Source organism: Enterovibrio nigricans DSM 22720, from assembly GCF_900167155.1.
Lineage (GTDB): Bacteria > Pseudomonadota > Gammaproteobacteria > Enterobacterales > Vibrionaceae > Enterovibrio > Enterovibrio nigricans.
This window is the reverse complement of sequence record NZ_FUXU01000057.1, coordinates 1-11,313: the sequence shown is the minus strand read 5'-3', so window position 1 is coordinate 11,313 and position 11,313 is coordinate 1. Positions and strand designations below refer to the sequence as shown.

The 11,313-nt window shown below is 45.2% G+C and carries 13 protein-coding genes; 8 read left to right on the top strand and 5 right to left on the bottom strand.

All coding sequences use genetic code 11. From position 1 onward, the window contains the following. The first annotated feature begins 78 nt into the window (after window positions 1–78). The 4 genes from B5D35_RS16905 to B5D35_RS16890 all read left to right on the top strand — a co-directional run bounded on the left by B5D35_RS16905 (window position 79) and on the right by B5D35_RS16890 (window position 4,813). Window positions 79–1,002 (top strand): LysR substrate-binding domain-containing protein, encoded by a 924-nt coding sequence (locus B5D35_RS16905; protein WP_078753711.1) that lies wholly within the window; start codon window positions 79–81, stop codon window positions 1,000–1,002. Between the two features lie 78 nt (window positions 1,003–1,080). Beyond that, the gene (locus B5D35_RS16900) at window positions 1,081–2,013 is read left to right on the top strand and encodes a hypothetical protein (RefSeq protein ID WP_078753710.1); all 933 of its coding nucleotides are present in this window, start codon (window positions 1,081–1,083) and stop codon (window positions 2,011–2,013) included. Between the two features lie 410 nt (window positions 2,014–2,423). Beyond that, the gene (locus B5D35_RS16895; RefSeq protein ID WP_078753709.1) at window positions 2,424–3,797 is read left to right on the top strand and encodes a hemolysin family protein; all 1,374 of its coding nucleotides are present in this window, start codon (window positions 2,424–2,426) and stop codon (window positions 3,795–3,797) included. Beyond that, window positions 3,797–4,813 carry a CNNM domain-containing protein gene (locus B5D35_RS16890; protein WP_078753708.1) on the top strand — a complete coding sequence of 339 codons (1,017 nt, stop codon included), beginning with the start codon at window positions 3,797–3,799 and terminating at the stop codon, window positions 4,811–4,813. The genes B5D35_RS16895 and B5D35_RS16890 overlap by 1 nt, the downstream gene beginning before the upstream one ends. A 108-nt stretch (window positions 4,814–4,921) precedes the next feature. On the opposite strand, the gene B5D35_RS16885 is transcribed toward B5D35_RS16890, so the two are convergent. Next, entirely contained in the window at window positions 4,922–6,046 is a 1,125-nt protein-coding gene (locus B5D35_RS16885; RefSeq protein ID WP_078753707.1) for a M14 family metallopeptidase, read from the bottom strand. A 284-nt stretch (window positions 6,047–6,330) separates the two neighbouring features. Here B5D35_RS16885 and B5D35_RS16880 point away from each other — a divergent pair, with 284 nt between their 5' ends. Together B5D35_RS16880 and B5D35_RS16875 are read left to right on the top strand one after the other, a co-directional pair. After that, the gene (locus B5D35_RS16880) at window positions 6,331–6,738 is read left to right on the top strand and encodes a GNAT family N-acetyltransferase (RefSeq protein ID WP_078753706.1); all 408 of its coding nucleotides are present in this window, start codon (window positions 6,331–6,333) and stop codon (window positions 6,736–6,738) included. Window positions 6,739–7,138: 400 nt separating this feature from the next. After that, entirely contained in the window at window positions 7,139–8,167 is a 1,029-nt protein-coding gene (locus B5D35_RS16875) for an outer membrane beta-barrel protein (protein WP_078753705.1), read from the top strand. Between the two features lie 388 nt (window positions 8,168–8,555). Here B5D35_RS16875 and B5D35_RS16870 read toward each other — a convergent pair whose 3' ends face one another. Together B5D35_RS16870 and B5D35_RS16865 are read right to left on the bottom strand one after the other, a co-directional pair. Beyond that, on the bottom strand, window positions 8,556–9,011 hold the full coding sequence (locus B5D35_RS16870) for a hypothetical protein (protein ID WP_078753704.1): 456 nt from the start codon (window positions 9,009–9,011) through the stop codon (window positions 8,556–8,558). Between the two features lie 74 nt (window positions 9,012–9,085). Continuing rightward, on the bottom strand, window positions 9,086–9,709 hold the full coding sequence (locus B5D35_RS16865; protein WP_078753703.1) for a 50S ribosomal protein L25: 624 nt from the start codon (window positions 9,707–9,709) through the stop codon (window positions 9,086–9,088). Between the two features lie 347 nt (window positions 9,710–10,056). Between B5D35_RS16865 and sodC the strand changes: the two genes are divergently transcribed. After that, the gene (gene sodC / locus B5D35_RS16860; protein ID WP_078753702.1) at window positions 10,057–10,569 is read left to right on the top strand and encodes a superoxide dismutase family protein; all 513 of its coding nucleotides are present in this window, start codon (window positions 10,057–10,059) and stop codon (window positions 10,567–10,569) included. Window positions 10,570–10,650: 81 nt separating this feature from the next. On the opposite strand, the gene B5D35_RS16855 is transcribed toward sodC, so the two are convergent. Beyond that, window positions 10,651–10,893 (bottom strand): hypothetical protein, encoded by a 243-nt coding sequence (locus tag B5D35_RS16855; RefSeq protein ID WP_244556641.1) that lies wholly within the window; start codon window positions 10,891–10,893, stop codon window positions 10,651–10,653. 156 nt (window positions 10,894–11,049) lie between these two features. Beyond that, window positions 11,050–11,175 (bottom strand): hypothetical protein, encoded by a 126-nt coding sequence (locus tag B5D35_RS25255; RefSeq protein WP_280174687.1) that lies wholly within the window; start codon window positions 11,173–11,175, stop codon window positions 11,050–11,052. Here B5D35_RS25255 and B5D35_RS16850 point away from each other — a divergent pair. Then, window positions 11,174–11,313 (top strand): transposase (locus B5D35_RS16850; protein ID WP_170915211.1); only part of this gene is annotated, 140 nt, incomplete at its 3' end. The genes B5D35_RS25255 and B5D35_RS16850 overlap by 2 nt on opposite strands.

Sequence of the window (11,313 nt, the reverse complement as noted above, 5' to 3'; positions counted from 1 at the left end):
CCAAACTCAGGTGATTCATCGTGGCGCGCAATCGTTGGATATCAGAAGAACGGATACAGGGTTTAAGGAAAACAGAACATGCTCCCTACAATGAAACAGATTCGGTATTTTATTGCGACGGCAGACGCAGGGCAGGTCTCTCTAGCGGCGAGCGCAATGCACGTTTCTCAATCGGCGATAACGACCGCCATCAAGCAATTAGAAGACATGCTGAACGTGAGTCTTTTTGTCCGTCAGCCCCATGGCATGTTGCTGACGTATGAAGGCAATCAGTTCTATCAGCACGCTACACACATAGTGAAAGAGCTTGAAGAGGCAATGCTGTTGTCACACCGTGGCGCAAACCAAGTTGAAGGCACTATCACACTGGCGATGTCATACACGCTGGCGGGGTACTTTGTGCCGCCATATTTGACGCGATTTCAGCGTAGCTACCCCAAGGTGAAGGTGAAGCTGGTGGAAGCGACGCGAAGTGATATCGAGGAAGGTGTGGTGTCTGGGGAGTTTGATGTGGCATTTATGCTGACATCTAACTTGATCAATCAAGAAGACATCAGTTTTCAGACCTTGTTGAGCTCTCACCGTCGGCTGTGGCTAAGCTCCAGCCACCCACTTCTGGAAAACAAAATGGTAACCTTCCACGATGTCGCTCAATATCCCTACATTATGTTGATTGTCGACGAGGCCAGTAACACGGCTCAGCGATACTGGAACCAAACGCCTTACCAGCCTAATACGATTTTCAGAACCTCATCAGTAGAGTCTGTTCGGAGTCTGGTCGCCAACGATTATGGCATTACTATCTTATCTGACATGGTGTATCGCCCTTGGTCGTTGGAAGGAAGAAGGGTAGAGGTTCGCCCACTGGCCGACCATGTTCCCGCCATGGACGTGGGGCTGGTTTGGTCTAGAAAGCGCGAAAGAAGCAATGCCGTAAACGCATTTTGCGAGTTTATGGAGCTTTCGGTGACACCTGACAGTGGCTCGTCACCACGGTATTGATGGTATCTGGAAGATTATCTTGATGAAAATCGTACTCAGCAAGTACACTGGCCTTATTCGAATAAGTGTAAATTCCTCATGCAATCCGATTCTCATACGCCGATAGATATACCGTTCAACTTTCGCCATACCTGTTGGTTTTGTGGTGAACCCGCTTCGAAAACGCTTCATTTTCCCCGACAAGCGAACAAAAAAATCGAACATGCATTGCTGGCGATTCCCGCTTGCAAGGAGTGTGATTCAATTAAATATTCACGTGATATATCCTCGATTTGGCGGTTAAGGGCTAGCATCAAACAAGCACTGATTACCAAATACACCCGTCACTTAGCAATCGGCGAAAATTGGACTGAAGAAGAGCTTTCTGACAGTGAGTTTTCAGGTTCAATACTCGGTGGTTTTGGTCAAAGCGCGTGGCAAATGTATGAAATTGCCAAGCAGCGTATTGCCTACGAGGGATGGCCACTCAGTGTTGGTGAGCTTCCCTTTGATACATTTGATGATACCAGTGGTTTTGATTTTAACGGCACTCGTTATGCGTCTCTCAGTACCTGTATTGATTTCTTTGTGAGTGCAACAGATGTCGATAAAGATCTGCTTACACAGCTGGTTGAAATTGTTACCCCAGAGCGATTCGAATACGCGTTAAAAATCGCAAAGCTTAACAAACGTATTTCTTACGCAAGGCGTGCGCAAATCATTGATGACATCACTGAGCAGGAAGCGGAAAAACGCGAGGCAGCCCTAAGTCAAAGTGCCATCGACCACGCGATTGAAGATGTGTTTGTGTCCGGCACCATCGCGCCCGCTTTTGCCATTCAGTGGGCCATGAATAAAGGGGTCGGTACGCTTTCTGCACTGTGCCCATTGGAAGATAACTATTTTGATGACTTCCAACATCTCGGTGGTGCAGCAGCATTTGCCTCATACAATGGTTTGCAATTGTATCTACAAGCCCGTGAAGATGCTGGCTGGATAGAGACCAGCGATCCAAATAAAGATTGTTGGTGAGTCGGTTGCATTGTGTTGCCTAACAGAAACAAACCAGAGCTAAGTGACTGCACCCATTTCGCCTTTATGATTCGTTGCCGCCCAGTCATTACGCTTGGTGATAGAACATGAAAAATACCGATAGTCTTGCTATTTTGTAAGCAATGGTTACGTCTGTGAGTGACAGGAGACGGGCGGGATTTCATGCCTATTAAGGTTCAAATAGCGTGATGTCTGAAGTGATGAGCGCTTGTGTGGCAAGTATCATTCCGTGCGTTAGAGATGTGTTACGCAAATATTAGTGGACGACTCTATTTTCGCGGCCCTATACTGCGCTTCCTGTTTTTACCGTAGGAATACTTTGTGGACCCCAACTCTAGTGTATTGTGTAACCCCTTACTGACGTTCTGTTATCAAGGGAGGACACAATCATGATTGATACCCTTCTTACCCTGCTGCTCGGCATTCTGTTTATTTTGGTGATTATTGCGGCAAACGGCTATTTCGTTGCGCAAGAATTCGCATACATGGCAGTGGACAGAGCAAGACTCGCCACCTTAGCCGCCACGGGCGACGAAGCCGCCAAGCGCGCGCTCGCCGTGACCAAACGTACGAGTTTCATGTTGTCGGGCGCACAGCTTGGCATCACGGTAACAGGCCTAGTGCTAGGTTTTGTTGCAGAACCGCTAGTTGGTCAATCTCTAGGTGTTTTATTGCAAAGCTTTGGGCTATCCCTAGAGACGGGTATTGCCATCGGTACCGTCATCACACTCGCAGTTGCTATGGTTGTTCAAATGATCATGGGTGAGCTTTATCCTAAGAACCTTGCCATTGCTAACGCTGAACCTATGTCACGCTTGATGTCTCGATCTACGTTGATCTACATGTCAGCGTTTGGGTGGATCATCAGTTTCTTCGACAAATCAGCAAACCTTCTTCTTCGTGTGGTTCGTATTGAACCGGTTCACGATCTGGATGTGAGTGCCTCTGAAGAAGATTTACACCACATAATCGCAAACTCGCGCGATAGCGGTGACTTGCCTGTTGAGCTGTCACTGATGATGGACCGTATTCTTGACTTCCCAGAGCGCGATGTAGAACACGCTATGGTTCCCCGTTCGCAAGTGGATTGGGTTGAGCCAGAAACAACGCTGACCGAACTCCTGTCATTGATGGCACAAGCACACACGCGCTATCCGGTTGTCAACGATGACGATGCACCAGTAGGTGTTGTTCATTTGGCCGATGTGCTCGCGCGAATGGACGCGGGCCATGCGGACGACACCGTCTCTTCAGTGATGCGTCCTGCAACTGTATTACCTACGTTGATGCGACTGCCTGATGCCCTTGAGCTATTAGTGAACTCTACCAATCAAATAGCCTGTGTCATCGACGAATACGGTGGTTTTGCTGGCGTATTAACGATTGAAGATTTAGCGATGGAAATCGTCGGTGAAATCACCGATGAACATGACGCTGAAAGCGCGGATGCTGTTGTGTCAGAAAGCAGCCATGTTTGGTTGATGGAAGGCGATGTTCACGTCGATGAAGTTGAGCGTGCGATTGGTTACGATTTGCCAAAAGGCGACGTTGAAACCATAGCAGGCTTGCTAATTGCAGAACGTGGTGCGCTTCCTGCAGAGGGAGATACCGTCACGATTGAATTGCCAATTGACCCATCGGAACTGGCTTCGGGCGAAGTCGTTTCACGATATTTAGAGGTGAATGTGTTGCGCATTGAGCGACATGTACCAACAGAAGTGCGTGTGAAGCTGGTAGAGAAGCCGCTGGTGGAGGGTGAATAATGACTGATCCTTTGATTGTCATCCTAGTGACAACTGCCCTTATAGTATTGAGTGGCTTCTTCGTTATCATCGAATTTGCGTTGATGGGCGCGCGTCGACATCGCCTTGAAGAAATGGCCGTTGAGAGCGCTTCTGCACGTGCTGCATTGCGCGGTATGAATGACCTGACACTGATGTTGGCGGGTGCCCAGCTGGGTATCACCTTCTGTACCTTTGCATTGGGTGCAATCACTAAGCCTGCAGTTGATCAATGGGTTGGGCCCGTATTCCTTGCTATGGGAATGCCTGATTGGGCAGCAGACGGGGCGGCCTTTGGTTTTGCACTGTTTGTCGTGACGTTTTTGCACCTAGTGGTGGGTGAAATGGCACCGAAATCTTGGTCTATCGCCCATCCTGAAAAGTCGGCATTGGCTATTGGTATCGTTGCAAGAGCCTACGTTTGGCCGCTACGTCCACTGTTAAATTGGATCAATAGTATTGCAAACCGATTGGTGAAGGCATCTGGTGTTGAGCCCGTTGAAAACGCAGCTGTCGGCGGACAAGATGTTGATACGATTCGCCAGTTGGTGGAGCACTCGGGCAAGGTGGGTACACTGAAGCCGAATATCCAGCGTCAGCTTTCTGGTTTGATTGATCTCAGCTCTATCCCTGTAGAAACCATGGTTACGGAAGGGCAGGTGATGGCGCATGTTGACAAAAATGCGACCGTTGCTGATGTGCGTGCTGCCGCGATGGAGTCAGGGCATTTACGTATTCTGGTGTGTGGGAAAAGTGGACTAAAACCCCTCGTAGTCCATGTGCGAGATACGCTACTGGAACCTATCGATAAGCCAGCGCGAGAAGTGGCACGTAATGCATTTGTGCTGGATTCGAAAACACCTGTGTACGAAGCACTCGCACGTATGCGTGCAGCCAGTGTTCAATTGGCGGTAGTGAGCAAGAACGGGAAAATGATCGGTGTCGTGACATTGGCCGATATTCTCAAACGTGTACTACCGACGACCGCAGGTAACTAAATACGTATGTTCTGGTTTCACCTGACTCATCGATGGTGACCCAAATAAATACGTAAGAAAAAACGCCACCAATTCGGTGGCGTTTTTCGTTTCATCTTTCTTGTTCCATCACAGCTTAGGCAACGTCGCCCAAATTGCGGCGAGCATATCGCTACCGAATGTCGCACTGCGCGCAGGGGACCAACCATAAACATCATCTGGCTGGTCGTTGTGGTCTTTAAACGGCATCTCAACGGTGTAAGACAAGCACTTGAACTGTTCTGCCACCCAATTGGTTGCAACCGTTAAGTTAGCAGTGCCCGGTGCGTTTTTCGGGTAACCGTGTACATCCTGAAACTCAGGGGTAATAGTCAGAAGGGCGTGCTTGAAGTGTGCTTCACGTGCCGCTAATGCTTCATCGTACGATGGAATACCTTCACTACCTGCTACAAAGTTGTATGGGATTGCTTCATCACCGTGAATGTCCAAGAACATATCAACGCCAATCTCCAGCATGCGCTCACGCACATAGAATACCTCAGGGCTGCGTTCCACAGACGGTGATTGCCATTCACGGTTAAGGTTCGCACCCACCGCATTGTGGCGCAGGTGACCGCGAATACTGCCATCTGGATTCATGTTTGGCACCACGCGGATAACGGCGTTATCAATCAGAGCCTTTCCTACAGTATCGGTTTCATCCAGCAGCCGCAGCAGCAAGCCTTCAATCAGCCATTCTGCCATGGTTTCGCCTGGGTGCTGACGACCGATGACCCAGATGTTTTTCTTCCCTTCAGCAGGTTCACCGATTGTCAGTAGGCTAATATCGTTATCGTCGAGCGTTGAGCCCAGTGTTTCTAGCTGACAGGCGTAATGCGCTTGCGCATTGTGCAGCAAGTCTTGGTGGCGATCGTACGAATACGGGGCGAAGTACGCGAAATACATCGAATTCATTTCAGGGATCACTGAAAAGCGCAGGTTATCGCCATCAAACTCAGAAGGAATGCGGAACCACTCGTTGCGATCATACGATGCGACAACGTCGTAATCTTGCCAGCCTTCGGGATACGCCGATTTCGCAAGGTTCTGGATTGTGAAGTGATGCAGTTCTTGGGATGTGCTTTCCAAGCGGAAGTGGAACCACTGCGCGGTTTCTGTTTTGTTATCAGCAGGAATGGTGAGTTGAATGTTGTCGGGAGCGTCTGCGGTAACAACGTGAATGTTTCCGCTTTCGAAATTGCTAAAAATTTTCATTCTTATGGCTTTGTATCAGGGCTAAAGGATTACATTAGCACAGGTCTAACACCTCGAAAGCGAACAATGCTGTATTAATTTACCACCTCATCAGTAATGCCAAAAGGGCGACACGAATCAGAGATAAAACGCGTTTATTAGCATTAAGTTAACCCATGCTTACCTATTACTGTCATGATAGGTATGTATGAGAGGGGGCCGACTAATCTGGCCTTCTGTCTTTGGACGATAGGACACGTTGTCCGCTAATTAAGTAGCTATACAAAATCAGAGTCGACGTAGGTATGGATATTAAAATAGAACTCAATGGCGAGATTGAAGAGGCCGAAATCGTAGCGTTGTATCGCGCTAACGAATGGTCCTCAGCAGAGAAGCCCGAGCAGCTTTTGCCTGCTTTACGCAATTCTCACACACTAGTTACCGCTCGCGTAGACGGAAAATTGGTGGGGGTAGGTAACGCCATTTCAGATGGCCACTTGGTGGTTTATTACCCCCATATGCTTGTGCATCCTTCAAGCCATGGCAATGGCATAGGCCGCAAAATGATGGAGGCAATGCAGTCGGTGTACAGCGGATTTCACCAACAAATGCTGACGGCTGATGGCGAGGCTATCGAATTCTACAAAGCCCTTGGCTTTGAGCGTGCAGGAAATACAGCATCCATGTGGGTATACGCAGGCACCGAGCATTAAATGCACAATAAAGCTTGGAGTATTGAAATTGACAGTGTGTTCTTTTATTAATATTCCTGTCTGTTCTTAATCGTTAATTTTAGGCGCTATTTTCTATGAAAACGCCGTTATACCTCAAGCGAGATATACATGCTCTCATTACTAGTAGCTATTATTACTGATGATTTATCGTCTTTTTACTATATGGAAATTAACGTATTCTTATAAGAAACTTATTTACTCTTAGTTGATAGAATACAATGCTTTCGTCGATTCAAGGTAAGCGATGTAGGTTTTTTCTTACTTTAGAAGTCGTTGAGTTAAAGCAATTAATCATTTAGCTTGTTACATGTAGAATATATTTCACAACGTATTCTACTGTTTTCTATTGGTGAGTTTTTATTCTAGTTAAAGGTTAGGTATGAGTGTAAAAAAAACAAAACTGTCTTCATTTATTTCAACGACACTATTTTTGACGCTTGTTTCAAATGTCGCCGCAGCTGACGTATATGTAGGTGCGAAATATGGTTGGAACGATACCAACAAAGATTGTAAATCAGACAGTCGCTGTGAGGATGATGGACAAGTAGGTGGAATTTTTACGGGGTACGAGATTAACGAGCATGTTGGACTTGAACTGGAGGCCGACTACTTGGGCCAAATGAAAAGTTACCACAATGGTAAGCTGTCTGACACTCTCTATGCAATTTCGTTGACACCAAAATTTAACCTGCCAATGACTGAGAATATTAACCTATTCACCAAGCTGGGTGGCGCATACGTTAACTTTGATGGCAATCAGGAAGACTATGTGTTCACTGGCGCAGTTGGTGCCGAGTATACCGTGAACTATAACTGGAAAATTCGAGGTGAGTACCAACGCTTTGAAAACATTGATACCCGCATGCTGCGTTCGGTTGATGCAAATGTCTTCACGGTAGGTGTTCAGTACAAGTTTGGCTCACCAGAGCCAGTATACGTGACTAAAACGATTCAAGTGACTGATGTGGTTGAGGGTACTGAACTTGTCACTTACACGCACCCAGTGGTACTCAAAACAGTACAGTTTGGCTTTGATTCTACAATGATGAATGATTCAACAATCCTTCGCGAAACGGTGAAGGTTTTGAATGCTTATCCTGAAGCAAAAGCCAATGTTACTGGATTTACCGACAATACCGGTCCAGAAACGGTTAACCGTTTACTGTCAGAAAGGCGCGCTCTAGCGGTGGCGGAATACTTGGAACAAGCGGGTGTTTCATCAGGTCGTCTTATGATTGAAGGTAAAGGCGATATAGACCCTGTTGCAGATAACGAGACAGCGAAAGGTCGTGAATTGAATCGCCGCGCGGTAGTCGAAGTGCCTTCGTTTGAGTATCAGGTTGAAGAAACAGTCGTGAAAGAAGTTGTTCGTGATGTCACTGTTACTGAGGAAGTTATCGCTGAATAAGTGATGTACTTACTACTGAAACTATGACGTGGTTTTAGATAAATATAATTTGAGGGGACAGCTCTTTGGATGTTGTTATCGACAGGATGTCGAACCTCAATAAATGCATAAATAAACATTTAGCTTTAAACTACTACCTACTTAATTCTTCCCTACAAAAGATAGTTTCACCTTTTCAGAAAGTACTATCAATACCATATTAAACATCCTTCGACCCAAGCACAAATATCTGTAACCTCCTCAAAACTCGGTGAATATCGTTTTTAGTGGGCTAGACATATAAACAAATAAGCGCAAAGTGACAAACGTGATTTAAAGGTAACGAGAATGGTGTCTGTCAGAAGGCTCTAGTGAATTCTTAAGATAGCACTCCGACAGACATTAAAGATTAGAGGACTGTATTTGGTGGGATGATTGGCAAACTCGAACGTTTGCTAATTGCCCTACATGTTGCTCGTTGGGTTGACTTGCTAATTTTGTTTAACGCTTTTTTGAGCACTTTTCGCACTTCTTCGGAATCTTTACGCCGCTTGCTTTCTACACCAGGTTGAATGGAAGTTGCCACATCGATTCTGATGTCAAAAATTTCAATGTCTTGATGTTTTTTTAATTTAGCTCTTACGTATTCAAAAAAAGCATATGCTAGTGTCATTGACTCCAAATAACAACCTTCGTCCGTCATTCTACCTCTAGTGGTGACGCCGACATCTCTTAGCGTATCATCGGGTACACCGTACTCTCTGAGTTGCATGTATTTCGGTGCGTATTTGTTACGTACTACAATCGTAATTTTCGCGAACTCCACCTGAGCGATGTTTTCGAATTCTCCTACGCTTCTAAACATAGTTCCTCACAATATAACGTGGAAAGAACATTTAAGGCCGCGAATTCAATTGCGGCTTTAAATGTTAGTTGGTGTTAGTTTTCAGTATCTTCAGCTTCGTTATCACTAGCAGGATCTGCTTCTTCTAAGGCTGGGTAGTCGATAACAATAACAGGCCAGTCGGCAGCTTCTTCATTTGATTGCATACTGACAATTTCAACACCGTCGCCAAGGTTGAGCTCCTTCAATAAAACCATATCGCCAGCTTCTAGATCAGACAGATCAACACTGATTTGTTCTGGTAAGTTTGAAGGTAAGCACGAAACTTCAACATCTTGAATGACCTTGTTGGCCACCAGTCCTTTTTTCACCAAATCTTCTTCACCAATCACATTTAGTGGCATTGTGATTGTCACCACCTCATCTCGCTTGATGCGAAGAAAATCCAAATGCTGGATTAAAGGTTTAAATGGATGCCGTTGCACGTCTTTCACGAGAATTGATTCAATAACACCATCTAGATTCAAATAGATGATGTTATGGAATAGTTTATGGTTAATTTCTGCATGTGTTACTTCAGTGTTGATGACTGAGATTGAAGCTGCTGTTTTATTGGCACCATATAGCGTTGCAGGAATCAGTCCCATTTTGCGCAGCCTGCGGCAAGCACTAGTACCAATTTCGTTCCTACTTTTAGCATGTAATACAAGTTTACTCATTAGTGTTCTCTTATTTTATTTGTAATTTCGTTCGAACTACTTCGCAGTTCATTCGGCACAATACAACGAAAAGAACATGGTGAGGTGTGTCAAAAAGGAAGCTGTTAAGATATAAATCCATAATTGGCAAACGGGATGGTGACTTTTCTTTGCGATATGGGGTTGTCACACTCAAAATGTTCAGCATTAAGACAAATTTATACGTAAAATAAAGGTCTTTTGATTATATCTTCATGACTAACTAGTTAACGATGCTGATTGATTCGTTTATTACGAAGCATGAAGATGATGAGCGTTATTAATTTAAAGTTACCGATATATATAATTAAAATAAAAGGATGCTAATGATGAAAAAAACACCTTTGTTCGCTGCTCTAACACTAATGGCATTTAATGCCTTTGCGGAAACGACGACAGTTGAGATGGTTGACTTGGTCTCTGGTAAGGTCGTTGGAGTGGTCGAGGTGAGTGAAAGCAAATATGGGACGGTGTTTTCACCAAGCTTAGAAATGCTTCCGCCTGGTATGCACGGCTTTCATCTTCACTCGAACGGTTCTTGTGAGAGTAGTTTGAAAAATGGAAAGGTGGTTCTTGGCGGGGCTGCTGGTGGTCATTACGATCCTGAACACACAGGTCAACATGGTTTTCCTTGGACAGATGGTAACCATTTGGGGGATTTGCCTGGATTGTATGTTGATAGCAACGGTAAGGCCGACGTACCCGTTTTAGCACCTCGTGTGAAGCTAAGTGACATAAATGGAAAGGCGATTATGATTCATGCGGGTGGGGACAACCATTCTGATCACCCAGCAAAATTAGGTGGTGGTGGTTCTCGGATCGTTTGTGGTGTAGTGAAGTAAGATTGGTTTCTGTAAGCTTCAGATCCCTAAGAAATATGTAAGGGGCTAGTAAAGGGGGCATCCCCCTTTACTATATCGGGTTTAATCGTAGTTTGGTTTGTGTACAATCACTTGGTCGAAACTTGTACATGAGTCTCTGCTGTCTCGCACTGTCACAATATTTCCAATGTTCATTGCGCTGTTTAGTAATCCAAGAATTGGCGGACCTTGATAATCATCTGGGTTCATATAGATATCTAATAATTTTTCTTGTTCGATACCACTAAATTTTACGACTATGGTTTGCTTTTTATTGTTAAAGTTTCGATTTTCTGTTTCTCCCACTCGAATCCATTGAATGGTTTTCTGTGTTACACAGTCCGTCATTGCAAATGCTTGTTGTTACCGCCGATGTAAAAATGACCTACTAACGTCGATTTAAAATTGACCCACCTGAGACAAAATGTCTGTTCGTTTCATGGATAAAACGGCGGACTATGATCAATCAGGAGCAACTAGTGGATATACACGTTTTACATCAACAGGGGCTTTGTTGCTTAAATCGATGGAACTAAATCTAGAAGCTACGATCTGATCGGCTACACCCATCAATCGTCGTAGTCTCATGTCTAAACCTCGTGACAAAACAACTAACTGGAAGCAGTACAACAAAGCCTTAATCAACCGTGGTTCTCTGACCTTTTGGATTGATGAGGAAACGATAGCTGAGTGGAAACAAAACAAACAAGGCAAGCGTGGTAGACC